A 23,600-nucleotide genomic window follows, 5' to 3' on the forward strand; every position below is an offset into this window, starting at 1 on the left:
CGCCTCCGTTTGAATCGATCCGGCAAGTGCCGTGGCGGATTCAAACGGTGAAATGCGGGGAATAGCCGATGCGTGCGCACAGCCGCAGAAGCTCGGCATGCAGCGTGCGCGGCGACGGCGTCACCGCGACCTGGCGTGCATTCCGTAGGAATCTGGCCTCGTGCATCCGCGCAGTCTAGCCGAGGCACGGCGGCGGGTTCAAGTCGCCCGAACCCGTGCGCGCAACAGACCGACCACGAGCAGAATAGCGCACAGCACGCCGAGCACGGCCGGCAATCCGTTCGGCCCGAACACCTGCATCGCAAGCCCCGCGCTCGGCGGCCCCGACACGCCGCCAAGCCCCCACATCAGCGCGAAGGCGGCATTGCCCGCAACGAGCATCGAGCCGGTGAAGCGCTGGCCGAGTTCGACGATCGCCATCGTGTACATGCCATAGGCGAACGCGCCCCAGAAGAAGGCGACGGGCCATTGGAACGGCGTCGCCAGAACCGCCGGCATCAGGGCGCAACCGACGATCGTCATCGCCGCGCAGATCATCATGACGCCGCGTGCGCTCCAGCGGTCGGCGATGAGCCCCAGCGGCACCTGCAGCGCAAAATTGCCGACGATGAAGACGGTCAGAAGCGTTGCCATCTGCGTCTCGTCCATGGCCAGCGATCGCCCGTAGGATGGCAGTAGCGCCAGAAGCGCGGTCTCGAAGGCGGACGCCACGACGACCGCCAGAAGCAGCGTCGGCGCGACGGGCAGGAACCGGCGCACCGTTCCCTGCTGCTCGTCCTCTTCGAATTTCGGCAATCGCGGAGCGGCCGAGAGCACGAACAGGCCGCAGAACAGAAACGCCGAAATGCCCAGCAGGAAGGGCGGCCACCCCTGCGTGCCGACGACAGCGAGCGTCGCCGGACCGACCGCGAAGCCGAGCGAGATGATCGAGGTGTAGAGGCCCATGAAGCGCCCGCGCGCTTTTGGCGGCGTCAGGGCGATCATCCAGACCTCGCTCAGCACGTAGAGCGGAATGACGCTCATGCCGACGAGAAAGCGCAGTGGAAACCACAGCCACACATTCTGCGTCGCGCCGATCAGCGCAAAGAGCGTCGCGCTGAGCATCGAACAGATAAGCACCGTCCGCACGCCGCCAAGCCGCTTGACGATAAACGGCACGAAGGACGACGAGACGATCATGCCCAGCGGCGACATCGCCGCCGAAAGGCCGATCAGCGTCGGAGAAACGCCCTGCCGGTTGAGGATGAAGCTCAGGAGCGGGTAGGAAAGCCCCTGCGCGATCGCGAAGACCGACACCGTCGCGGTAACCGCGCCGATGGCGAGCCATGGAACTGGCGTTGTCGCGGTGGTGCTTGTGGTCTCCATGTCCCGACATGCTTGGCGCATCAGGCGCACGCCAGCGAATTCACGATCTGGATGATGTGATTTCGCGCCGCTGGTCCAGACAGGAATTCGCGCATGTCGCTTCTCTCGTTGTCATGGTCGCCGCGTCGTCAATGACATCACGTTCGCCGGTCCAATATGCACCTCGACACGTGTGACTCTGGTGACCCGAATGACAGACCTTTCATTGCCCGCCGAAGCGCTGGCTGGATCCGACCGCGCCCGCCGTGGTGGCCGCGCCGGAAAACGCGCCGGCGGCTCCGCCGCCTTCGAACAGCCGCCCTTCCGGCAGTTGCGCGTACCGTTCACGCCCACCCGGATCGTGTCCGAGGACGAGCTGGAATCGATCCATCTCACCTCCCTGCGGGTGCTCTCCGAAATCGGCGTCGACGTGCTGCATGACGGCGCACGCCAGATCATGAAGGATCATGGCGCCGACGTTCGCGACGGCACGGAGCGCGTGCGTTTCGACCCCGGCCTGATCCTTGAACTGGTGAGCCACGCCCCGTCGCAGTTCACGCTTCACGCCCGCAATCCGGCCCATAACCTCACCTTCGGCGGCGACAACCTGATCATCTCGATGATGGCGTCAGCGCCCAACTGCTCGGATCTCGATCACGGCAGGCGGCCCGGCAATCAGGAAGACTACCGCAACTTCCTGCGTCTGGCGCAGATGCACAACATCATCAACTGCACGGGCGGCTACCCTGTCGAGCCGATCGACATCCACCCCTCGATCCGCCACCTCGAATGCATCCGCGATCTGGCCGTGCTCACCGACAAGGTGTTTCACATCTACTCGCTCGGCAAGGAGCGCAATCTCGACGGCATCGAGATCACTCGCATCGCGCGCGGCGTCTCCCGCGAGCAGTTCGTCAACGAGCCGTCCGTCTTCACGATCATCAACACCAATTCGCCGCTGAAGCTCGACGTGCCCATGATGGAAGGCATCATCCAGATGGCTTCGGCGGGCCAGGTCGTGGTCGTCACGCCCTTCACGCTCTCGGGCGCGATGGCGCCCGTCACGATCGCCGGCGCACTGGTGCAGCAGAACGCCGAAGCGCTGTCCGGCATCGCGTTTGCGCAGATGGTGCGAAAGGGGGCGCCCGTCGCCTATGGCGGCTTCACCTCGAATGTCGACATGAAGTCGGGCGCGCCTGCCTTCGGCACGCCGGAATACATGAAGGCGCAGATGGTCGGCGGCCAGCTCGCGCGCCGCTACAACCTGCCCTACCGCACCTCCAACACCTGCGCGGCCAACACCATCGACGCGCAGGCCGCCTATGAGAGCGTGTTCTCGCTCTGGGGCGCGGTACAGGGCGGCGGCAACATGATGATGCACGCTGCCGGCTGGCTCGAAGGCGGCCTTCGCTGTTCCTACGAGAAGACGATCCTCGACATCGACATGCTCCAGATGGTGGCGGAGTTCCTGACCCCGCTCGACCTGTCGGAAGACGCGCTCGCGATCGACGCGATCCGCGATGTCGGCCCCGGCGGGCACTTTTTCGGCACCCCCCACACCCAGTCGCGTTACAAGACCGCTTTTTATGCGCCCATTTTGTCGGACTGGCGCAATTTCGAAACCTGGGCCGAAGCCGGATCGCCGACCGCGATGGAAAAGGCCAACCGCGTCTGGAAGGAACGGCTTGCGACCTTTGAGGCACCGCCGCTGGACCCCGCCATCCGCGAGGAACTCGACGCCTTCGTCGACAAGCGCATCGCCGAAGGCGGCGCCCCGACGGATTTTTGATTCATTCTCTTCAACTACGGACCTATCCTCATGAAATCTCACGTCAAAGCGGTTGTGATCGGCGGTGGCGTCGTTGGCTGTTCGGTGCTGTATCATCTGGCGCGCGCGGGCTGGACCGACGTCATGCTCATCGAGCGGTCGGAGCTCACCTCCGGCTCGTCCTGGCACGCGGCCGGCGGCTTCCACACGCTCAATGGCGATCCGAACGTCGCCAAGCTGCAGGCCTATACCGTCCAGCTCTACAAGGAGCTCGAAGAGTTTTCCGGCCAGTCCTGCTCGCTGCATCTGACCGGCGGCGTGATGATGGCCGATACGCCCGAGCGCATGGATTTCCTGCGCCTCGCTCACGCCAAGGGCCGCTATCTCGGCATGGACACGGAGCTGATCACGCCGTCGGAAGCCAAGGCGATGTTCCCGTTGATGGACGAGAAGAACTTCGTCGGCGCGATGTGGGATCCGGTCGAAGGCCATCTCGATCCGTCCGGCACGACCATCGCCTACTCCAAGGCCGCGAAGAAACTCGGCGCGGAGATCGTGCTGCGCAATCCGGTGAAGGAACTGACGCAGGAGCCGGACGGCACCTGGAACGTCATCACCGAACAGGGCGTGGTGAAGGCCGAGCACGTCGTAAACTGCGGCGGTCTGTGGGCGCGCGAAATCGGCCGCATGGTCGGCGTTGAGCTGCCGGTGCTCGCCATGGAGCACATGTACCTGCTGACCGAGCCGATGCCCGAGGTCGAGGCGTTCAACAAGGAAACCGGCCGCGAGATGGTCGGCGTGCTCGATTTCAAGGGCGAGATTTACACGCGCCAGGAGCGCAACGGCATCCTGCTCGGCACCTATGAGAAGGCGTGCAAACCGTGGTCGCCGGTCAACACGCCGTGGGATTTCGGCCACGAGCTCCTCGCGCCCGACCTCGATCGCATCGCGCCCTCGCTGGAGATCGGCTTCAAGCATTTCCCGGGTATCGAAAAGGCCGGCATCAAGCAGATCATCAACGGCCCCTTCACCTTCGCGCCGGATGGCAACCCGCTGGTCGGCCCGGTTCAGGGCCTCACCAATTTCTGGTGCGCCTGCGCTGTCATGGCGGGCTTCAGCCAGGGCGGCGGCGTGGGGCTGGCGCTGTCCAACTGGATGGTCAACGGCGATCCGGGCTTCGACGTCTGGGGCATGGACGTTGCCCGCTGGGGCGAATGGGCGAGCCTGCGCTACACCAATGCGAAGGTCCGCGAAAATTATTCGCGCCGCTTCTCGATCCGCTTCCCGAACGAGGAACTGCCCGCCGCGCGCCCCGCACAGACCACGCCCCTCTACGACACGATGCTGGCCCAGAACGCCGTCATGGGCGATTCATGGGGACTGGAGACGCCGCTCTGGTTCGCGCCTGAGGGCACCGAGCCGAAGGATGTGGTGTCCTTCCACCGCTCCAACGATTTCGAGCATGTCGGCAACGAGGTCCGCGCCACCCGCGAGCGTGTCGGCATCACCGAAATCGCCAACTTCGCCAAATATGAGGTGAGCGGCGCCGGCGCGGAGGATTTCCTCAACCGGTTGATGACCAACCGCATGCCCAGGACCGGCCGCATTGTGCTGACGCCGATGCTGAACGAATTCGGCAAGCTCATCGGCGATTTCACGATCGCAAAGGCTGCTGACGAGCGTTTCATGATCTGGGGTTCGTCGGCGGCCGCGAAATACCACATGCGCTGGTTCGAGGCGCACCAGCCCAAGGACGTCCGCATCCACCGCTTTGACCAGACGCTGGTCGGCCTCTCCATCGCGGGCCCAAAGGCGCAGGAACTGCTCCAGAAGCTGGTCGACATCGATGTGTCGACCAAGGCGTTCCGCTTCATGGACTATCGCGAGATGGCCGTCGGCGGCGCGCCTTGCATCGTCAACCGCATCACCTATACCGGCGATCTCGGCTACGAGATCTGGATGCAGCCCGCTTATGAGCGCCTCGTCTACGCCGCGATCAAGGAGGCGGGCGAAGCATTCGGCATCGTCGATTTCGGCATGCGCGCGCTTCTGTCGATGCGTCTCGAAAAGAACTTCCCGACCTGGTTCCGCGAGTTGCGGCCGATCTATGGCCCCTATGAAGGCGGCATGGACCGCTTCATCAAGCTGGAGAAGAATGACTTCATCGGCCGCGAGGCCGCCGCGAAAGAACATGCGGAAGGCCCGAAGCTGCGCCGCGTGTCCTTCATGGTCGATGCGCTCGACGCCGACGTGATGGGCGACGAGCCGATCTGGGCGAAGGTGAACGGGACCGATTACGGCACTGTCGGCAAGACGCACGATTTCGGCGCACCGCGTTTCGACCCGACCGGGGCGGAGGTTCGCGAGTCGAGCGCTGCAACCGGTGCGTCTGCCGTGCGCGGGCTGCATGACGGCAACTGGTCGGTCGTGGGCTGGGTGACGTCAGGCGGCTTCGCCCACTATGTCGGCCAGTCGATGGCGCAGGGCTATGTGCCGGCAGCACTTGCCGACAACGATACCGACGGCATGTTCGAGATCGAAATCCTCGGCCATCGCCGCCCTGCCCGCATCAATGTCGAGCCGCTGTTCGACCCGACAGGCGAGAAGATGCGCGGCTAGCAGCAGAGGCGAGGCCGGGCACGCCAGCGTGCCCGGCCCGTACCAACTACTTCGCCGACAAATCCTGACGCTCTGCGTCCGGATCATCCATGCGTGCGAAATAGCTCGCGATCAGCGCGCCGGAAACATTGTGCCAGACGCTGAAGACCGCGCTGGGAACCGCTGCGAGCGGCGAAAAGTGCGCGTTCGCGAGTGCGGCGCCAAGCCCGCTGTTCTGCATGCCGACCTCGATCGAGATCGCCTTTCGCTTGGCGAGCGACAGGCCTGCGGCCCGCGCGGCGAAATAGCCGAGCAACAGCCCGAAACCATTGTGCAGCACCACCACCGCGAAGATCAGCAGGCCTGATTCCGCGATTGCCGCCTTGTTGACGGCCACCACAGCCGCGACGATCAGCACGATGCCGATCACGCTGACGAGCGGCAGCACCGGCAGCGATGCCTTGACCAGTCCCGGCGCGATCTTCTGGAGGATGAAGCCAAGCGCAAGCGGGATGAGGATGACCTGCACGATGCTCAGGAACATGCTCATGGCATCGACGGGCAGATACTGGCTTGCGAACATCCAGACCAGGAAGGGCGTCACGACCGGCGCGAGAAGCGTCGTCACGCTGGTGCAGGCGACGCTGAGCGCCACGTCGCCCTTCGACAGGTAGGTCATCACATTGCTTGCGGTGCCGCCGGGGCAGCAGCCGACGAGGATGACGCCCGCCGCGACTTCCGGCGGCATCGGGATCAGGCGGGTCAAAAGCACGGCGAGAAGCGGCATGACGATGAACTGCGAGAGCACGCCGATCGAGACGTCGAACGGGCGCCTGGCCACCTCGGCGAAATCCTTGGCGGAGATCGTCAGGCCCATGCCGAACATGATGATGCCGAGCAGGACAACGATCCACGGCGCAAAGCCGCTGAAGACCGCCGGGAGAAAGAAGCCGAGAGCGGCGAAGACGATGACCCAGACGGCGAAGGTGCGGCCGGCCAGATCGGAGATGCGAAAGAGAATGTTCACGGACAAAGACCTCGTATTGCTGCCTTGGGAGGCGGTGCGTGGTCTTCTTGCCCGCGAAAACCCCGATGACAAGGGCGCAATCGCCGATCCGCCAGCCTGTCGGTTAGGCCAGCGAAAGGTGCCGCAACGTCATTTGGTCACCCCTGAAACAGGAATGGCGGCATGCCGAGCGCCGAAATGTAGGGCAGACCCGGTCGCCTTCCGGTCCAGCCGACGACGCACAAGTCCCGCGCCGCAGGCTCATGAAGCTGCGCCATCGCCCAGCTCCGGCAGTCGACCGCGCAGACATCGGCCAGGCCGCCTGCCACATGCCGAATGGACGCGCGGTGGCCGCCAGTCTCGATGCGCTCTGCGACAATCGAAATCCCCTCGCCCATCGCCTCCAGATCGCGCGACAGCGCGATGATGCCGGACATCGAATCCTCGCTGTTGAAGGCGAAGCGCTTTCCGCGCAGCCGGTCGAGCGGTATCGAAGCGCTGCCGTCGCCGGGCGCGGCGACATCCGCGACAACGCCGTCACGCCGGACCAGGATCGCGCTCGAATAAAACTCGCCTTGCCCGCCTTCCACGTCCGAATAATCCGGCTGGCCGATCACGCGCACCTGATCCGACAGGCCCGTCGTCTGCATCGGCCCCCAGCAGGCCTGCCCAAAAAGCAGTTTCGGATGCCGCCACAAGGTTTGAAGGTCGAGCGCGTCGGGCGGCAATGTCGCCGGGTCCGGCGCGATCACGATGCCGGCGGCATCGCGTATGCCGCCCGGCACGGCAGGCATGTCGGCATTCCGGCGCGTCAGATGCTCGGGCGCGTCGAGACCCTGCCCGCGCAGTACGGCGCGGATCGTCTCCCACTGTGCATCGACATGGCCACGCGTCTCCGGCCAGTCATACATCGGCAGTGCAGCTATGAAGTCGCTCATGACGCCTTACTGGGATGTCGCGACGAGGCTTGCAAGCCGCAAGGCGCTATTCCTTGGACGGCTCGGCCGGCACCGGCGACGTGCCGAGACCGTTGACGTTGCGCGCGCGTACGCGTGGCTTGAACGCCCTGCCCGGCTCCGGCGCGCGGCGCAGGAATGGGTGCACCACCGGCTCCTTCGCCCTGAAGGCGAAATCCCTGAGAAGCGCGAAATAGCTCGGATAGGAATAGCCGTCATTCATCGCCAGCCATTCGGCACGTCGTTCGCGAAACAGCGACGGCAGGCGATACCAGGCGACCGTCGGCATCTTGTGATGTACGAGATGGAGATTGTTGTTGAGGAACAGGAGCGCCAGCGGCGAACGCTCGACGATGATCGTCCGCCCGTCCGGCCGCTCCGACCACTGATGCTCGGCAAAGGTGCGGATCGCGATGATCGATTGTCCGAGATAGACCGGAACGAGATAGGCGATCAGCGACATGTCGAAGACGATCAGGACGATGGGTATCACCACTGCAAGCCCGGCGAGATGGTGCATCCAGGCGCGAAGCGCCGGCCTGTCGCCCTCCGCGAGCAGCTTTCCGTCGGTGAGCAGGAACCCGACATTCGAAATCGCCGGCCCTATGACGAAACGCCCGGCCATCGTATTGTTCACGCGCAGCAGCGCGCGCAACCATGACGGCAGTTCCTCGTGCTGCCAGAAGGCGCGATAATAGCTTTCAGGGTCGTCGAACGGGTCGGTCAGCCGCTCATCCGCGTGATGGCGCAAATGCAGCGACTTGAAGCGCCGATAGGGAAAGACTAGGCCGATCGGCAGGCCGACCAGAAACTCGTTGAGGCGGGAGCTACGGGTGGGATGCCCATGCGACGCTTCATGCATCAAGGAAGACTGAAGCGCGATCGTCAGCGTCAGGATCGCGAGAGCCAGAACAGGCCATTCCGGCCAGATCATGAGCCCGCACGCCCCCCAGACGCCGTAGCATGCCGCGATGAGAGCGACCGTCGGCCACTCCACCCGCAGAGCGCCCCCGCGCTCCCCCGTTCGTGGCGCATTCGCGCGCCTGTCAGCATTGCTCATGGTCACCAGCCCAAATCAGACGGAATCCCCCGATTCCTGACAGGATGGTGTCAGGAGCGTCGCTATGCTGCAATGCGAGAACGCGCACGAAGTGTTGACATTGAAACTCAATATCGACACTTGTTTACAACAGTCAACATTTGGGACGTTAAGCTATGGACAAGCGCGATCTCGCGGAAACGTTTCGCAAGCGTCTCACCACGCTTGTGATTCGCTCCGGCGCGAACCAGTCGGCATTCGCGGCCGGGGTCGGCATCGACAGGTCCGCGCTGTCGCAGCTTCTGTCGGGCTCGGCGACCCGCCTCCCCCGCGCCGAAACGCTCCTGAACATCGCCAGCGAACACAAGGTTTCGCTGGATTGGCTGCTGGGCGTCAGCGAGGACGAGGGGCTGGCGAGCGAGATCCGCGGCAGCCTCGAGATCGAGGAAGGTGCCGGCGGTTTCGATCGCACGCTTTTGGCGAAATGGTACGCGGAAGCTGCCGGCGCCAAGGTCCGCTACGTGCCTGCAGGCATCCCCGATCTTCTGCGCACCGACGCCCTGATCGAATATGAGGCGGGGATCACCCGGCGCGATCCAGGCACGCAGCTTGGTGATGTCCAGTTCCGGATCGACTACAGCCGCAGGCCCGAGACCGATATGGAGGTCTGCATGCCGCGTCACACGCTGGAAATCTTCGCGCGCGGCCTGGGCGTCTGGTCCGGCTTCGACGCGGCCGCCCGCGCCGACCAGCTTCGGCACATGGCGACGCTGCTGGAGGACCTTTATCCGAGCTTCCGGCTCTATCTCTATGACGGCCGGCAGCGATACTCCGTGCCCTACACGATCTTCGGCCAGCTTCGCGCGGCGATCTATGTCGGCGACATGTATGTCGTTCTCAACGCGGCCCAGCCGGTGCGCACCCTCACCCGTCATTTCGACAATCTGATCAGGGCAGCGGAAATCAACGCGCACGAGTCCGCACAATTCGCGCGAACACTCCCGACGGAGTGACCAATTCGGAGATATTGACCTCATATAAAGATTTCTTTATATGATTATCCAAACTCCGCTCCTGCCGAAAGCGAACTCCGATGACCAATCCGATCGACGCGTTGATCGCCGAGAAAGGCGTCCTTCTGGCCGATGGCGCCACGGGCACCAACCTGTTCGCATTGGGTCTGGAAGCAGGCGAAGCACCGGAAATCTGGAACGAATCCGCACCCGAAAAGATCGTCGCGCTGCATCAGGGTTTCGTCGATGCCGGCGCGGACATCATCCTCACCAACTCGTTCGGTGGAACGCGCCATCGTCTGAAACTGCATCACGCACAGGATCGCGTCCACGAGATCAACAGGCGCGCCGCCGAGATCGCGCGCTCCGTCGCCGACAAGGCGGACCGCAAGGTCATCGTCGCCGGCTCGGTCGGGCCGACGGGCGAACTGCTCCAGCCATTGGGCGCGATGACCTATGACGAGGCGGTCGCAGCCTTCGTCGAGCAGATCGAGGGCTTGAAGGCAGGCGGCGCCGAAGTCGCCTGGATCGAGACTATGTCTGCGCCCGACGAAATCCGCGCAGCGGCCGAAGCCGCAATCAAGGTCGGCCTGCCCTACACCTATACGGGTTCGTTCGACACGGCCGGCCGCACGATGATGGGCCTTGCACCCAAGCACATCCACGACGCGGTGGATGGCCTTGCACAAGCGCCGGTCGGTGTCGGCGCCAATTGCGGCGTGGGCGCATCCGACATTCTCGCCTCCCTGCTCGACATGAGCGAGGCAAAGCCGGACGCGACCATCATCGTGAAGGGCAATTGCGGCATTCCCGAATTTCGCGGGACCGAGATCCACTATTCCGGCACGCCGGACCTGATGGCCGACTATGCCCGCCTCGCGATCGACGGCGGCGCAAAAATCGTCGGCGGCTGCTGCGGCACGTCGTTCGAACACCTTGCCGCCATGCGCAAGGCAATCGACGCGCACACCAAAGGTTCGCGCCCATCGGTCGAAGACGTCGTCACCCGCATCGGGCCGTTGCGCAACAAGCAGGCGAACCAGAGCGGCGCGGTCGAAGGCGACGGCGCGCGCCGCGAACGCCGCCGCGCACGGTGAGGAGTGGTTGCCGAAGGCAACAAAAAGCCAAAGATTTGGCTTTTTGAACGACGAACGGTGAGCTCCCGGTCCGCCTTCGGGCGGAGAGAGAGAGAGAGGTCCAGTGGACCTCTCGAAGGGAGGCGAACGCCCGAAGGGCAGGAAGCCATAGCGAAGGGCCGGCCAAAACACGTTCAAACAGCAAAAACCGGCAGGATATCTCCCGCCGGTTTTTTGTTGTCTGCCCGATGCTGGATCGTTCAGCTTTTCGCAAAAAACACCCCCTCCGTCCCTTCGGGCCACCTCCCCCATAAACGGAGGAGGATCGAGGTCGAGGGCGGCCGCAACGCCGGATCCTCCCCCACCCCGTGGGGGAGGTGGCCCGAAGGGACGGAGGGGGTGTCCAAAGCGGGCCCACTCATTCGAACCACGCTAAGCTCGATTACAGCTCGCCGAGATCTTTCAGCGCCTGCCGGATGATCCCGCGCGCCTTTGCGGCCTGCTCGGAATTCCAGGCGCCGCCACGCATCTTCTCGTGGATCATCTGTCGCAACGCGCGAAACTCCTCGCCGATCACCGCACCGCCCATACGCTCGGCGACGCTTGCGATCTGCGCGTTGATGCGTTCCAGCTCGGTGGCGTTTTCCTTGAGGTAGAGCTTGCCCTGCTCGGTGATCGAAAAGAGCCGCTTGTTGCCTTCCGCCCGCGAGACGACGAGATCGGCCTCCTCGAGCATCTGCAGCATCGGGTAGATCGCGCCGGGGCTGGGGCTGTACGCGCCCTGCAACTTCTGCTCGAGCGCCTTGATGATATCGTAGCCGTGCCTCGGCTCCTCGGCGATCAGGCCGAGAACCACCAGCCGCAACGCGCCGGGGTCGAACATCCGTGGGCCGCGCCCGCCGAACGGGCCTCCGCGATGACGACCGAACGGCCCGCCACGCCCGCGTCCGCGCTCAGCGCCCTCGCCGCCATCCCGGCCGCTCATGCGCCAGCCGCGTCCGCATTCCTCATGTGATTGTCTGTGATGAAACATCATCGTCTCCTGTGAGATCAGTTAAAGATATATCGTTCGTTAGATATATCGATCAAACGATATATCTTTTCAAGACCCGTCCGCACGAAAACGAAAACAGGCCGGCAGGGGGTTCTCCCCGGCCGGCCTGCATCGCCCCACGCGTGGGCCTTCAGCACTTGTAGGTGAAGCGTCTCCGCTACCGCTTTCCATCCAGGGCCGAAGCCAGTCGGACAAGCGACAGGAACTCGGCGCGATAGCCGAAGGGATCGGCGCCGCGTGCAGCGGTGGCGATCTCCATGATCCGGTCATAGCCGTAGTCTGCCACGGCATCCGTGCGGCGCAGCTTCTGGCCGAATGCAGCCACCGCCACGGAGAAGCGGACGTCTTCGGACGCCGCGTCGAGCGACCCGACCACATTCGCCGGCACCACAGGCGTGGTGATGAGTTCGCTCGCATCCTCGTTCGGCTGCTTGTAGCGGATTTTGACGAAGGCGAGCTCGTCGCTGGCAGGCGCAGCCTGGTCGGCCGGCGCACCGTAACGGGGTTCGTCTATCATCTGTGCGGGGCTGCCCTTGGGCGTGATTTCGTAGATCGCGGTCACCGAATGGCCCGACCCGATATCGCCGGCATCCACCCGATCATTGTTGAAATCCTCGCGGTTCAGGGCGCGGGTCTCGTAGCCGATCAGGCGGTACTCGGCGATCTGCTCGGGGTTGAACTCGACCTGGATCTTCACGTCCTTGGCGATCGGGAAGAGCGTCGAACCCGCCTCCTCCACCAGCAGCTTCTCGGCTTCCGCGAGCGTGTCGATGTAGCCTGCGGTGCCGTTGCCGTTCTGGGCGATCGTCTGCATCATCTGGTCGTTGAGGTTGCCACGCCCGAATCCGAGCACCGAGAGAAACACGCCGCTGTCGCGCTTCTGCTCGATCAGCGTCTTCAGCTCCTCGTCGCTCGTCTGGCCGACATTGAAGTCGCCATCGGTCGCCAGCATGACGCGGTTGACGCCGCCCTCGACGAAACTCTTTTCCGCAAGCCGGTAGGCCTCGCGAATACCCTCGGCGCCCGCCGTGCTGCCGCCCGCTTCGAGCCGGTCCAGCGCATTGAAGATCGCCTGCTTGTCCAAAACCTTCGTCGGTTCCAGCACCGTACCCGCATTGCCAGCATAGGTGACGATCGAGACCGTATCGTTCGCCTCCAGCCTGTCGACCAACAGCCGGAACGAGTTCTTCAGCAGCGGCAGCTTGTCGGCCTCGTTCATCGAGCCGGACGTATCGATCAGGAAGACGAGGTTCGACTGCGGCTTCTCGGACGGCACGACATCGTAACCCTTGATCGCCACGTGCATAAGCTGCGTATGCGCGTTCCAGGGCGTCGGCATGACGGTGATGGTCGAGTTGAACGGCACGTTCGCGCTGTCGGGACCCGCCCAGTCATAAGGGAAATAGTTGATCATCTCCTCGACGCGCACGCTGTCGGGCTGGGGCATGACGCCTTCCTTCAGCGACCGCCGCGCAAAGGCGTAGGACGCCGTGTCGACATCGATCGAGAAGGTCGAAACCGGATTTTCGAGCACCGCACGCACCGGATTGGTGTTGAAATTCTCGAACCGCTCCCGGTTCTCTTCCGCCGCGATGAAGGGCTCCGGCAAGACGCCGCCGCCCGCAGGCCGCGTCATCGACATCGGTGCGGCCTGGTCGCTGACGGCCATCTCGCGCGTCAGGATGTTCTCGGCCGGAGCAGGCATGACCGGCGATGGCGGCGGCGCGGCCACCGGTTCATTCGCCAGGCTGCCGCCCTGCGCGATCTCACCCGAAGCGCTGCGCTGTTCCGCGTCCTGTTTGGTCGCAGTCGGCTGTTCCAGCCTCTGGCGTTCCGGCGCGGTGGTCTCGACTGTTGCGCTCTCCGGGTCACGCCCAAACCGGAATTCATCCATCACCTGCCAGGTGACATATCCAGCGACCGGCAGCGCCACGAGACCGGCGAGCGCCGGGTTTGCGATGAGCTTCTTGTTCATGACTTCCCTCCAGAACCTGATCGTTCTGGCGGTAAGACGTTCGCTCACCGGTGATCCTTGGGTCGTGGCCGCGTCTTTTTGCGCATCGTCGAATGCGCTCATCGCCGCGTTCAGCGCGCGCGCCTTCGCGGCCTCACCGGGCGCGGGCGCCGATGCCTTTCGCAGGATGTCGAGTTCGTCGAATTCACTCTTTGCCATGATCAGACTTCCTCGGCCGACATGATCTGCTTCAGCCGTTTCTTCGCTTCATGGATGTGCCACGAGACGGTCGCTTCCGAGCAGCCCATCAGATCGGCCGCGTGTGCGTGGTTCATGTCCTCGCCATAGACCAGCGTCACCGCCTCGCATTGCTTGGGCGACAATCGCCGCACCGCCTGCCACAGCGCTTCGGCCGGGTCTTCCTGCGCTACGTGGCTCTCATCGATCAGCGCATGAACGCCGTAAGCCTTGGCCTTCGCAGCCTCGCGGGCGGATTTGCGCCCCATGTCCCGCACCGCATTGAGCACGATCGCGTAGAGCCATGTCGTGAAGGCCGAGCCGCCATTGTAGCCGCGAATGGCGCGGCCCAGACGCGCGCAAATCTCCTGCGCCACGTCTTCGGCGTCGGCGCGATGCCCCGTCATCCGAAAGGCGAGCCGGAAGATGAAGGGGTAGTGCCGCTCGATCAGCGTCGAGAACGCGACCCTGTCGCCGCCGGCCGCTTGGCGCGCCAGTCGGGCATCGGAAACATCGTCATCAGCCATCGCGAGTGCCATCATCGACGGTGAAACGAAGCGACGTCGCGATTCCTTGGGGCGATCCCGAGATTTTTTTCGTCACGCGTGGACGGCGCTCACCGGGGCGAGAAATCGTCCGCGTAGCCTTCCAACGCCGTCGTGCGATCCTCGATGATCGACGCCTGGCAGACCGGATAGGTCAAAACCTGACCCTCCCGGCCGAAATCACCGCTGGCATAAAACTGGCAGGCGCCTTCCTTGAACTTGACCCACAGCCTTTGCTCGGCCAGCAACGCGGTCTTCGTATCGCCGTCGGTGAGCGCATAGACGCGCTTCCAGGTCGCGTTGAGCGCGTCGTCGGCGCGCTTCATCAAAGCCCCGCCGCACTCGCCCCAGGCTGTGTTGGTGCCGTCGCTCTGGTCGATGCATTTGTCGTAGGCATCGTCGGCCATCGCCGGCGACAATGAGAGTACGGCAGCAAGACCAATCAGCGCGCAAAGAGACAGGGTTTTATCGATCATGGCAGGCTCCTCTGAATTCGCCTCAGTCTAGGCAATGAAACGAAATCGGAAAAGGGCGATATGGCAGGCAGCCTCACGCCAGGCTTTCGTCGAACAGCGTCAGGAGACGCGTCCAATGGCGTTCCGCGCCTGCCTCGTCGTAGACGCCGTGGTCCGGCACGGCCCAGCCATGCGCCATTCCGACATAGTTTTCGATGAGGTGGTCTACCTCGGCCTCGCGCAGCGCCTGTGCGAGGATCGCCGACTGCTCGGGTGGAAAGCTGCGATCGACCCCGGCCATGCCGACATAGACACGCGCCTTGATAGTGGCGGCAACGCGATGCGGGCTGTCCGACGCCTCGCTTGCAAGGTTTCCGCCGTGAAAACTCGCGGCGGCCGCCACCCGGTCGGGATGGGCGGCGGCCGCATTCAGCGCCCTCGCCCCGCCCATGCAGTAGCCGACGATGCCGAACCGCTCGACCCCCTCATTGCCCAGCGCATCCAGAAACGCGCCCGTATCGGCCTGCGTCATGGCTTGCGTCGTGGCCGCCATCATCGACCTGATCTTCGCGGCCGACTCCTCCTGCGCAAAGCCGGTCTTGGCGTCGAACGGCCCGTAGGCCCCCTGCCGGTAAAACAGGTCCGGCACCAGCACCGCATAGCCGGACGATGCGAGACGCTCGGCCATGCCGTCGAGTGCCGGCCTCGGGCCGAACGCATCCATGAACAGGACCACGCCGCGGCGCGACCCGCCTTGCGGGACGAACAGCCCCGCGGGCGCGCGTCCGTCATTGGTAGGGATTTCGATGTTGCGCTTGGTCATGCGATGCTCTCCCGATGTCGATCGGGGGTGGCATATCACGGCCGGGCCGCGGATGTCGTCCATCCGCGACCCGATTGATGCAGGCATGGTCTGAAAGTCAGTTGACCGGGCCGCTCCCGCCCAACCCTTCCAGCTTGGATGTATCCGGCGTCGTCCCGGTCGCGCGATTGACCATCACCGTCACGACCCAGAGAACGACGCCCATCGCCAGCAGGATGCCGGCGATCGTGTATTGCACGGGGTCGCGACCCGTCCACGGCCCGACGAGGAACGCACAGGACAGCGCACCGATGATCGGCAGGATGCTGGGTGTCGTGAAATGCTCGTGTTCGACCGGATCGCGCCGCAGAACCAGGACCGCGATGTTGACGATCGTGAAGACCCCGAGCAGCAGCAGCGCCGTCGTGCCGCCCAGCGCCGGCACCTCGCCGACGAAGGTGATCAGCGCGAAGGCCAGCAGCGTCGTGAAGATGATCGCAACATAGGGCGTCTGCCTCGTTTTATGCACCGCCCCGAGCGCGCTGGGCAGCACCTTTTCGCGGCTCATGCCATAGACCAGCCGGCTTGCCATCAGCATGTTGATGAGCGCGCTGTTCGCCACCGCGAACATGGTGATGAAGCCGAAGATTTCGATCGGAAATCCCGGAGCACCCGCCTCGACGACCTTGAGGAGCGGCGTGTCGCCCTCGGCCAGATCCTCAGGTGATACGAGCGTGATCGCCGAGATCGAGACCAGCACGTAGATCAGGCCGGTGATGAGCAGGCCGCCAAGCAGGACCTTCGGGAAGATCTTGCTCGGCCGATGGGTTTCTTCCGCCATGTTGACCGCGTCTTCGAACCCGACCATCGCGAAGAAGGCGAGCGTCGTGCCCGCGATGACGCCCCAGATCGGAGCGCTGTCGGAAGACGTGTTGAACTCCAGAACGCGCGAAACGTCGCCCTGTCCCGCCGAAATGGCCCAGAAACCGATGAAGATGACGATCAGCAGGCCGGTCAGTTCGACGATCGTCAGCACCACATTGGCTTTCACGCTTTCGCCGACGCCGCGAAAATTCACGATCGCCACCAAAGCCATGAAGCAGAGCGCGATGGCCGTCACGCCGAGCACGCCGTCGCCGAGGCCGAAAACCTCCGCGAAATTCGCCGCGAACGCGCGCGAGGCCGTGGACGACGACGTGATGCCGGAACTCATCACCGCAAACGCGACGATGAAGGTGATGAAATGGATGCCGAACGCCTTGTGCGTGTAGAGCGCAGCGCCGGCGGCGCGCGGATATTTGGTGACCAGTTCGAGATAGCTGAATGCCGTCACCAGCGCGACCGCGAACGCCACCAGGAAGGGCAGCCAGACCGCACCGCCCACCTGGGCGGCAACCTGGCCCGTCAGCGCGTAGATACCCGTGCCGAGAATGTCGCCGACGATGAACAGAAGAAGGAGCCACGGCCCCATGACCCGCTTGAGTTCGGGCGGTGCCGCGGCACCGGATTGAGAAGCAGCAATGTCCGTCATGGGAACGTCCCTCCGAAAACGGCTTGAGCCCCCCCCTTGCAGTCACTGGTTGAACTTGCATCCCGCGATCTCTTTCCGCAAGGGCATGCATTGCAGGCTTACATCATGCGTTCACGCCGACCGCTATTCGCGGCGAGAACGTTCACGCCTTCGCGGGAAAGCGGTTTGCCGGTGCAGGAACAGGGATGGCGAGCGGATAATTGCCTGATCGATCCGCCCGCTTCCCCCTTAATGTCAGCTTCTGATGGCTCTGGCGCCCCCGATCAGGATGCACGCGCCGACGAACCCGGCAACCAGATAGCCCAGCCACCCACCGAACGACACGCCCAGCAGCCCGAACAGGAAGCTGGCCACAGCGGCGCCGATGATACCGAGAATAATGTTCGTGAGAATGCCGGTATCGCTCTTCATGACACTCGATGCGATCCATCCGGCGACGCCGCCGATGATGATGGCGGCGATCCAGCCTACGCTTGCGTCTTCCATCAGATTCTCCTCTCCTCCGATACGGACGAGGATATTGATCCACGCGGATTTGATTCGAGCAAGACATATCGTGGCGCGGGCGAGCGCTGTCCCTGCCGCAATGGCGGTCGGCGGGCTTACGCGCCCGCGAAGGCGCGCTGGTGGAACGCCTGTATCTCGGCGGGATAGCGATAGGCGGTGCCCACCGGACAGGCGTTCCGGTCGAGGCATCCTGTTGCGCGGCACGGCTCCCCAAGGGCCGAGCGAACGTGACCGAGACAGGCCTCATAGGCGAACCCCCGCTCGCCATGCGCATCGACCGGACAGGCCGTCATGCACGGTTTGTCGACGCACGCATCGCAGGGATGATTTTGTTTCGGAGCAGGCGGGCTGTCAAAATCCTCGACGTCGTCGTCAAACAGCAGCGCGCCGCGATAGGCATGCCACAGCCCGTAATCCGGGTGCATCAGGATTCCCAGCGGCGACGGCCTCAGCCCTTCGGCCCGCATCGCCCATTGCTGGAATGGCGCATAGGGCCGATCGTTCGGCATCACCAGCCTTGCACCGGCCTGCAAAGCCACCGCGCCGATCACCTGCCTCGACCAGCTATCCAGCGGATCGCCCGGATCGACCGGCTGCCGCGAACGCCAGTCGGTAAAATGGGTCCAATATGCCGCCCCAGCGCTACCCACCAGAACGACGGATTGCGCGGGTTGGCCGGATGGCCCGGCGGGAGGTGTGTCACCATCGGCGAACCGGAACCCGCCGCGCGCGATGAGGCCGTGTTCGGCAAGCGCCTTCGCAATCACGGGAAAGGATTGCGGCTGTCGGCCAGGATACGACCGCCGAGAGCGACAAACACCGCGCCTGCGGCACGCTCGATCCAGTGTTGCGCATGCCCGACCGAGCGCATGACGGGCCCGGACGCCATGAACAGGCTGACAATCGTGTACCAGATCAGGCTGCTGGCAACGACCAGACCGACCATGACGGCCATCAACCAGCCGGGCGTCTGAGCCGTCACGGATGTGGCGAACACGCTCGCAAACAGGACGATCGCCTTGGGATTGGTGAGCGTCACTCCCAGACCGAAGAGTATCGCATGTCGCCCCCTCGCCTCGGCACCCACTTGCAGCTCCGCCACCGCCGGCTTGGTCAGGAGAAGCTTTATGCCGAGATAGACGAGATAGGCGCCGCCGGCGATCCGCACCGCCCATGCAAGCCACTCGAACCTGATGAGCACAGCCGACAGGCCGAGAAGCCCCAGAGAGGCGTAGATCCCGAGACCGAGCGACACGCCGAGCGTGGTCAGCAATCCCGCTTTGACGCCACGGGTCATCGAGGAGCGCACGACCGCGACGAAATCTGGCCCCGGCAGCAGCAAGGCTGGAATGAAGATCGCGAAGACGCTGATCAGGACGAGGGTCGGTTCCATGGCGCTGCTCCGCTTCTTCCGTGCATCAAACTAGACCCGCCGCAAAGGCGGTTGCAATGTCTGTTGCACGACGGCACGCGACATCATTTCCCGTCCGGCCCCCGCATGGCGGAGCGCCAGACTTCCTTATGTATGATGTCGGCCACTTTAGCCCGGCCTGAAACGGGCTCCTTTCAAGTGAAGGCGTCGGGCATGGACTCCTTCTTCTTCGCGACGAAATCGTTCAGCCCATCCCTGATACCCTGGTCGAGCGCCGGTGCCTCATAGGTCTCGAGCCAGCGGCGCGCGAGGTCGTTGGCGCGTTGCGGCGCGGTCTTCTCGCCCTCCGCCAGCCACTGCTCGTAGGAATTGTTGTCGGCGATCGACGAGCGGTAGAACGCCGTCTGGAAGTTCGCCTGCGTGTGGCTGCAGCCGAGATAGTGGCTGCCCGGACCGACTTCGCGGATGGCGTCCATCGCCTGGCCGTTTTCCGACAAATCGACGCCCTGCGCCAGCTTCTGCTGCATGCCGAGCTGGTCGACATCCATCATGAACTTCTCGTAGCAGGAGGCGAGCCCGCCTTCGAGCCAGCCGGCTGCGTGAAGCACGAAGTTCGTGCCGGCGAGAACCGTGGAGTTGAGCGTGTTGGCGCTCTCATAGGCCGCCTGCGCGTCAGGAACCTTCGAGGCGCAGAGCGATCCGCCGGTACGGAACGGCAGCCCCAGACGCCGCGCAAGCTGCGCCGCGCCGTAGGACACCAGCGTCGGTTCCGGCGTACCGAAGGTCGGCGCGCCGGACTGCATCGAAATCGACGAAGCGAACGTACCGAACAGCACCGGCGCGCCGGGGCGGACGAGCTGCGTGAAGGCGGCTCCCGCCAGCACTTCGGCCAGAACCTGCGTCAGCGTGCCGGCGACCGTGACCGGGCTCATCGCGCCGGCCAGGATGAAAGGCGTGATGATCGTCGCCTGGTTGTTGCGCGCATAGACCTTGGCCGCCCCCAGCATCGTCTCGTCGAACACCATCGGCGAATTGGCGTTGATCAGGTTGATGATGACCGTGTTCTGGTCGACGAACTCGTCGCCGAACAGGATTTTCGCCATCGCGACCGTATCCTCGGCACGTTCCGGCGCGGTCACCGACCCCATGAACGGCTTGTCCGACAGCGTCATATGCGCCAGCACCATGTCGAGATGGCGCTTGTTGACGGGCACGTCCACCGGCTCGCAGACCGTGCCGCCCGAATGGTGGAGCGATGGGGCCATATAGGCCAACTTCACGAAATTGCGGAAATCCTCGATCGTCGCGTAACGGCGGTTGCCGTCGAGATCGCGCACGAAGGGCGGGCCGTAGACCGGCGCGAAGACGGTGGCATCCCCGCCGATCTGCACCGAGCGCTCCGGATTGCGCGCATGCTGGGTGAAGACCGACGGCGCGGTCTTGAGCAGCGATCGCGGCAGGCCTTTCGGGAAATGGACGCGCTCGCCCTTCACGTCGGCGCCGGCATCCTTCCAGAGGGCCAGCGCTTCGGCGTCGTCGCGAAACTCGATGCCGATTTCTTCGAGCACGGTGTCCGCATTCGCCTCGATCAGCGCCAGGCCTTCCTCGTCCAGCACTTCATAGACGTTGATCTTGCGCTTGATGTAGGTGAGCGAGATGCCCGGCCCGCCGCCTGATCTGGCTGCGCGCCGTGCTGCCGCACCGCTACCCTCGCCGCGTCCCCTGCGACGGCCGCCCGTTTCCTGCTCGACCGCAAGATTGTCGTCCATGTGCGTTCTTCCCGATAGTTTCGATCACCGCCAGGACCGACGGCATTTTCGCCGGATCGTAGACCGTCACCCTTGCAGAGGCCGCTTGCCAACGCCAGACCATGTCGCAAAACCGACAAGAATTCCCGCACAATGCGTGCCAGGTCCTTGCAGTCGCTTTCCTACTGTGCGGCGTCGCAAATCAGCTATGAAAACCGCGCCCTCGCAGAATATGAATTGAGGCGCGCGAACCACGCCGGTTTCTTGCATTTCGCGGTGATTCAGGAGCTTTCAATGTCCGACGACGACATCATCCTCTCGGAACTTTCGGACGACGAACTCGTCCAGCAGATGCATGACGACCTCTATGATGGCCTCAAGGAGGAGATCGAGGAAGGCACGAACATCCTGCTGGAACGCGGATGGGTTCCTTACAAGGTCCTGACCGAAGCCCTTGTCGAGGGCATGCGCATCGTCGGCGAGGATTTTCGCGACGGCATCCTCTTCGTGCCGGAAGTTCTCCTGTCGGCGAACGCCATGAAGGCCGGCATGTTCATCCTGCGCCCGCTGCTCGCCGCCACCGGCGCGCCCAAGCAGGGCAAGATGGTCATCGGCACGGTCAAGGGCGACATCCACGACATCGGCAAGAATCTCGTCGGCATGATGATGGAAGGCGCGGGCTTCGATGTCATCGACCTCGGCATCAACAACCCGGTCGAGAACTATCTGAACGCGATCGAGGAGCATCAGCCCGACATCGTGGGCATGTCGGCCCTGCTGACGACGACGATGCCGTACATGAAGGTCGTGATCGACACGATGAAGGAAAAGGGCATTCGCGACGATTATGTCGTTCTCGTCGGCGGCGCGCCGCTCAACGAGGAATTCGGCAAGGCCGTCGGCGCGGACGCCTATTGCCGCGATGCGGCAGTCGCGGTCGAAACCGCCAAGGACTACATGAAGCGCAAGCACAACGTTCGCGCTTCGGCCTGAAACGGCTCGTGAGCACGAAAAAAGGCGCCGTTGGATCGACGGCGCCTTTTTTGTAGAATGCAGATGTTGCGTGCGCGAAATTACTCGGCGGCGCGCGCGACGTTGTTGCCGGCCTGCTGGGTCGCGTTGACTGCATTGGCCGTATCGGCGCCCGCGCCCCGGATCGTGTTGGCGCAACCGGCTGCGAAGCCCGCAACGAGCACGAGAATTGCGACCTTGCTGATGGTGGATGTCATGAACTCTCTCCGCATTTTCAAAGCGCCCCTTCGGCGCGGGGGAATGTAACGATCATGCAACGCGCGGAACCCGAAAAGGTTCTCGTGATCGCGTGCGGAATGATCGCGCGCGAGATTCTGGCCGTGAAGGAACGCAACGGCCTCGACCACCTCGACCTCACCTGCCTGCCGGCCGAATTTCACTACCACCCCGACCGCATCCCCCCTGCCCTCGACGCCGCTATTCGGAAAGCGCGCGGCGAAGGATACCGCCACATCGTCGTTGGTTACGCCGATTGCGGCACGGGCGGCATGCTGGATCGCGTCTGCGAGAAACACGGCGTCGAGCGCATCGCCGGGCCGCATTGCTTCGCGTTCTATCAGGGAAACGCCGCATTCGAGGCGGTCGCCGATGGCGACATGCTGTCCTTCTACATGACGGATTTCCTGTGCCGCCAATTCGATGCCTTCTTCATGAAGCCGCTCGGCCTCGACCGTCATCCCGAACTGATCAAGGATTTCTTCGGCAATTACGAAAAAGTCGTCTATCTCGCCCAGACCGACGATCCGGCGCTGGAAAAGGTCGCGGTGGACGCCGCCCGCATGCTCGGCCTCGCCTATGAGAAGCGTTTCACCGGATATGGCGACCTCGAACCCGCCCTCGTCACTGCCGCCGCGGAACACACGCGATCTTGAATCGGCCGGATTTCTCGCGTCAAAGGCAGCCATATTCGGAGATCACGATGAAAAAGACCTTGCTAGCCATCGCCGCCACGCTGTCGATCGCCACCGCGCCGGCATTCGCCACCGGTGAGATCGAAAGCCTCATCACCGATGCGGACCGCGAACGGCTCGCCAACTTCGACACGACGAAAAGCGAAGCCGTCGAGATCGCGAAGGCCGAAGGTTCAGAGGCCGATGTCGCGACGCTCGACACGATCCTCTCCGCCGAAGCGATCCCGTTTTCCGACTTCGACATGACCGGCGATTGGCAGTGCCGCACGATCAAGCTCGCAGGCCCTGTCGAGCTGGTCGTCTATGGCTGGTTCCGCTGCAGGGTCACCGATGACGGGTCGGGATGGCGGCTTCAGAAGCTGTCGGGCTCGCAGCGCACGACCGGGCGCTTTTTCACCGAAAGCGACACGCGGCTGACCTATCTCGGCGCGGGCACCGTCAACGACGACGCGGCTCCAGCCTACGGTGCCGGGCCGAATTCCGACCAGGCCGGCTACGCGATCCGCACGGGCGAGAGCGAATGGCACATCGAGTTCCCGGCCCCGCGCTACGAATCCAAATTCAACATTCTCCAGTTTCGTCGGTGACAAACAGCCATCGGCGCACCACATGGGGCGTCATCAACGTTTAACGGCAGCCAGGCATGATGGCC

22 protein-coding genes are annotated in these 23,600 nt (G+C 63.8%); 7 read left to right on the forward strand and 15 right to left on the reverse strand.

Annotated features, from left to right (window positions below; all coding sequences use genetic code 11):
- Nucleotides 1–198: 198 nt before the first annotated feature.
- Nucleotides 199–1,365 (reverse strand): MFS transporter, encoded by a 1,167-nt coding sequence (locus AAFN55_RS15285; RefSeq protein WP_347799686.1) that lies wholly within the window; start codon nt 1,363–1,365, stop codon nt 199–201.
- 190 nt (nt 1,366–1,555) lie between these two features.
- On the opposite strand from AAFN55_RS15285, the gene AAFN55_RS15290 reads away from it, so the two are divergent.
- Together AAFN55_RS15290 and AAFN55_RS15295 are read left to right on the forward strand one after the other, a co-directional pair.
- A complete protein-coding gene (locus AAFN55_RS15290) occupies nt 1,556–3,133 on the forward strand; it encodes a trimethylamine methyltransferase family protein (RefSeq protein WP_347799687.1) in 1,578 nt (525 codons plus the stop codon).
- A gap of 30 nt (nt 3,134–3,163) precedes the next feature.
- Nucleotides 3,164–5,731 (forward strand): FAD-dependent oxidoreductase, encoded by a 2,568-nt coding sequence (locus AAFN55_RS15295; RefSeq protein ID WP_347799688.1) that lies wholly within the window; start codon nt 3,164–3,166, stop codon nt 5,729–5,731.
- A gap of 46 nt (nt 5,732–5,777) precedes the next feature.
- On the opposite strand, the gene AAFN55_RS15300 is transcribed toward AAFN55_RS15295, so the two are convergent.
- The 3 genes from AAFN55_RS15300 to AAFN55_RS15310 all read right to left on the reverse strand — a co-directional run bounded on the left by AAFN55_RS15300 (nt 5,778) and on the right by AAFN55_RS15310 (nt 8,732).
- The gene (locus AAFN55_RS15300; RefSeq protein WP_347799689.1) at nt 5,778–6,737 is read right to left on the reverse strand and encodes a bile acid:sodium symporter family protein; all 960 of its coding nucleotides are present in this window, start codon (nt 6,735–6,737) and stop codon (nt 5,778–5,780) included.
- 137 nt (nt 6,738–6,874) lie between these two features.
- Nucleotides 6,875–7,654, reverse strand: a complete 780-nt coding sequence (locus AAFN55_RS15305; protein ID WP_347799690.1) for a PhnD/SsuA/transferrin family substrate-binding protein — start codon at nt 7,652–7,654, stop codon at nt 6,875–6,877.
- Between the two features lie 46 nt (nt 7,655–7,700).
- A complete protein-coding gene (locus AAFN55_RS15310) occupies nt 7,701–8,732 on the reverse strand; it encodes a fatty acid desaturase (protein ID WP_347799691.1) in 1,032 nt (343 codons plus the stop codon).
- Between the two features lie 155 nt (nt 8,733–8,887).
- Between AAFN55_RS15310 and AAFN55_RS15315 the strand changes: the two genes are divergently transcribed.
- The gene (locus tag AAFN55_RS15315) at nt 8,888–9,724 is read left to right on the forward strand and encodes a helix-turn-helix transcriptional regulator (RefSeq protein WP_347799692.1); all 837 of its coding nucleotides are present in this window, start codon (nt 8,888–8,890) and stop codon (nt 9,722–9,724) included.
- Nucleotides 9,725–9,804: 80 nt separating this feature from the next.
- Nucleotides 9,805–10,821 carry a betaine--homocysteine S-methyltransferase gene (gene bmt / locus AAFN55_RS15320; RefSeq protein ID WP_347799693.1) on the forward strand — a complete coding sequence of 339 codons (1,017 nt, stop codon included), beginning with the start codon at nt 9,805–9,807 and terminating at the stop codon, nt 10,819–10,821.
- Between the two features lie 421 nt (nt 10,822–11,242).
- Here bmt and AAFN55_RS15325 read toward each other — a convergent pair whose 3' ends face one another.
- The 10 genes from AAFN55_RS15325 to AAFN55_RS15370 all read right to left on the reverse strand — a co-directional run bounded on the left by AAFN55_RS15325 (nt 11,243) and on the right by AAFN55_RS15370 (nt 21,026).
- The gene (locus tag AAFN55_RS15325) at nt 11,243–11,833 is read right to left on the reverse strand and encodes a PadR family transcriptional regulator (RefSeq protein ID WP_347799694.1); all 591 of its coding nucleotides are present in this window, start codon (nt 11,831–11,833) and stop codon (nt 11,243–11,245) included.
- 178 nt (nt 11,834–12,011) lie between these two features.
- Complete coding sequence (locus AAFN55_RS15330) at nt 12,012–14,027, reverse strand: VWA domain-containing protein (RefSeq protein ID WP_347799695.1); 2,016 nt, start codon at nt 14,025–14,027, stop codon at nt 12,012–12,014.
- 2 nt (nt 14,028–14,029) lie between these two features.
- Nucleotides 14,030–14,584, reverse strand: a complete 555-nt coding sequence (locus AAFN55_RS15335) for an RNA polymerase sigma factor (protein ID WP_347800278.1) — start codon at nt 14,582–14,584, stop codon at nt 14,030–14,032.
- 77 nt (nt 14,585–14,661) lie between these two features.
- A complete protein-coding gene (locus AAFN55_RS15340; RefSeq protein ID WP_347799696.1) occupies nt 14,662–15,066 on the reverse strand; it encodes a lysozyme inhibitor LprI family protein in 405 nt (134 codons plus the stop codon).
- A 73-nt stretch (nt 15,067–15,139) separates the two neighbouring features.
- Nucleotides 15,140–15,868 carry a dienelactone hydrolase family protein gene (locus AAFN55_RS15345; RefSeq protein WP_347799697.1) on the reverse strand — a complete coding sequence of 243 codons (729 nt, stop codon included), beginning with the start codon at nt 15,866–15,868 and terminating at the stop codon, nt 15,140–15,142.
- A gap of 97 nt (nt 15,869–15,965) precedes the next feature.
- Nucleotides 15,966–17,378 carry an amino acid permease gene (locus tag AAFN55_RS15350; RefSeq protein WP_347799698.1) on the reverse strand — a complete coding sequence of 471 codons (1,413 nt, stop codon included), beginning with the start codon at nt 17,376–17,378 and terminating at the stop codon, nt 15,966–15,968.
- A 234-nt stretch (nt 17,379–17,612) separates the two neighbouring features.
- Nucleotides 17,613–17,864 carry a GlsB/YeaQ/YmgE family stress response membrane protein gene (locus tag AAFN55_RS15355; protein ID WP_347799699.1) on the reverse strand — a complete coding sequence of 84 codons (252 nt, stop codon included), beginning with the start codon at nt 17,862–17,864 and terminating at the stop codon, nt 17,613–17,615.
- A 116-nt stretch (nt 17,865–17,980) separates the two neighbouring features.
- On the reverse strand, nt 17,981–18,652 hold the full coding sequence (locus AAFN55_RS15360; protein WP_347799700.1) for a hypothetical protein: 672 nt from the start codon (nt 18,650–18,652) through the stop codon (nt 17,981–17,983).
- Complete coding sequence (locus tag AAFN55_RS15365; RefSeq protein WP_347799701.1) at nt 18,649–19,278, reverse strand: LysE family transporter; 630 nt, start codon at nt 19,276–19,278, stop codon at nt 18,649–18,651. Before AAFN55_RS15365 ends, AAFN55_RS15360 begins: the two co-directional genes overlap by 4 nt.
- Nucleotides 19,279–19,451: 173 nt before the next feature.
- Entirely contained in the window at nt 19,452–21,026 is a 1,575-nt protein-coding gene (locus tag AAFN55_RS15370) for a trimethylamine methyltransferase family protein (protein ID WP_347799702.1), read from the reverse strand.
- A gap of 273 nt (nt 21,027–21,299) precedes the next feature.
- Here AAFN55_RS15370 and AAFN55_RS15375 point away from each other — a divergent pair, with 273 nt between their 5' ends.
- The gene (locus tag AAFN55_RS15375; protein ID WP_347799703.1) at nt 21,300–21,998 is read left to right on the forward strand and encodes a B12-binding domain-containing protein; all 699 of its coding nucleotides are present in this window, start codon (nt 21,300–21,302) and stop codon (nt 21,996–21,998) included.
- Nucleotides 21,999–22,078: 80 nt separating this feature from the next.
- On the opposite strand, the gene AAFN55_RS15380 is transcribed toward AAFN55_RS15375, so the two are convergent.
- Nucleotides 22,079–22,234, reverse strand: a complete 156-nt coding sequence (locus tag AAFN55_RS15380) for an entericidin (protein WP_347799704.1) — start codon at nt 22,232–22,234, stop codon at nt 22,079–22,081.
- Between the two features lie 54 nt (nt 22,235–22,288).
- Between AAFN55_RS15380 and AAFN55_RS15385 the strand changes: the two genes are divergently transcribed.
- A complete protein-coding gene (locus AAFN55_RS15385) occupies nt 22,289–22,909 on the forward strand; it encodes a DUF1638 domain-containing protein (RefSeq protein ID WP_347799705.1) in 621 nt (206 codons plus the stop codon).
- Between the two features lie 47 nt (nt 22,910–22,956).
- Nucleotides 22,957–23,535, forward strand: coding sequence for a DUF4893 domain-containing protein (locus AAFN55_RS15390; RefSeq protein WP_347799706.1), 579 nt, complete (start codon nt 22,957–22,959; stop codon nt 23,533–23,535).
- The last annotated feature ends 65 nt before the right edge of the window (nt 23,536–23,600 follow it).

Source organism: Mesorhizobium sp. CAU 1732 (assembly GCF_039888675.1).
Taxonomy (GTDB): domain Bacteria; phylum Pseudomonadota; class Alphaproteobacteria; order Rhizobiales; family Rhizobiaceae; genus Aerobium.

Bases quoted from the DNA above. Each gene is read 5' to 3' on its own strand.
- AAFN55_RS15345 (WP_347799697.1), bottom strand. From the start codon at position 15,868: ATGACCAAGCGCAACATCGAAATCCCTACCAATGACGGACGCGCGCCC.
- AAFN55_RS15390 (WP_347799706.1), top strand. From the start codon at position 22,957: ATGAAAAAGACCTTGCTAGCCATCGCCGCCACGCTGTCGATCGCCACC.
- AAFN55_RS15310 (WP_347799691.1), bottom strand. From the start codon at position 8,732: ATGAGCAATGCTGACAGGCGCGCGAATGCGCCACGAACGGGGGAGCGC.
- AAFN55_RS15315 (WP_347799692.1), top strand. From the start codon at position 8,888: ATGGACAAGCGCGATCTCGCGGAAACGTTTCGCAAGCGTCTCACCACG.
- AAFN55_RS15350 (WP_347799698.1), bottom strand. From the start codon at position 17,378: ATGACGGACATTGCTGCTTCTCAATCCGGTGCCGCGGCACCGCCCGAA.
- AAFN55_RS15295 (WP_347799688.1), top strand. From the start codon at position 3,164: ATGAAATCTCACGTCAAAGCGGTTGTGATCGGCGGTGGCGTCGTTGGC.
- AAFN55_RS15370 (WP_347799702.1), bottom strand. From the start codon at position 21,026: ATGGACGACAATCTTGCGGTCGAGCAGGAAACGGGCGGCCGTCGCAGG.
- AAFN55_RS15380 (WP_347799704.1), bottom strand. From the start codon at position 22,234: ATGACATCCACCATCAGCAAGGTCGCAATTCTCGTGCTCGTTGCGGGC.
- AAFN55_RS15335 (WP_347800278.1), bottom strand. From the start codon at position 14,584: ATGGCACTCGCGATGGCTGATGACGATGTTTCCGATGCCCGACTGGCG.
- AAFN55_RS15305 (WP_347799690.1), bottom strand. From the start codon at position 7,654: ATGAGCGACTTCATAGCTGCACTGCCGATGTATGACTGGCCGGAGACG.
- AAFN55_RS15285 (WP_347799686.1), bottom strand. From the start codon at position 1,365: ATGGAGACCACAAGCACCACCGCGACAACGCCAGTTCCATGGCTCGCC.
- AAFN55_RS15325 (WP_347799694.1), bottom strand. From the start codon at position 11,833: ATGTTTCATCACAGACAATCACATGAGGAATGCGGACGCGGCTGGCGC.
- AAFN55_RS15365 (WP_347799701.1), bottom strand. From the start codon at position 19,278: ATGGAACCGACCCTCGTCCTGATCAGCGTCTTCGCGATCTTCATTCCA.
- AAFN55_RS15375 (WP_347799703.1), top strand. From the start codon at position 21,300: ATGTCCGACGACGACATCATCCTCTCGGAACTTTCGGACGACGAACTC.
- AAFN55_RS15355 (WP_347799699.1), bottom strand. From the start codon at position 17,864: ATGGAAGACGCAAGCGTAGGCTGGATCGCCGCCATCATCATCGGCGGC.
- AAFN55_RS15385 (WP_347799705.1), top strand. From the start codon at position 22,289: ATGCAACGCGCGGAACCCGAAAAGGTTCTCGTGATCGCGTGCGGAATG.
- AAFN55_RS15290 (WP_347799687.1), top strand. From the start codon at position 1,556: ATGACAGACCTTTCATTGCCCGCCGAAGCGCTGGCTGGATCCGACCGC.
- AAFN55_RS15330 (WP_347799695.1), bottom strand. From the start codon at position 14,027: ATGGCAAAGAGTGAATTCGACGAACTCGACATCCTGCGAAAGGCATCG.
- AAFN55_RS15340 (WP_347799696.1), bottom strand. From the start codon at position 15,066: ATGATCGATAAAACCCTGTCTCTTTGCGCGCTGATTGGTCTTGCTGCC.
- bmt (WP_347799693.1), top strand. From the start codon at position 9,805: ATGACCAATCCGATCGACGCGTTGATCGCCGAGAAAGGCGTCCTTCTG.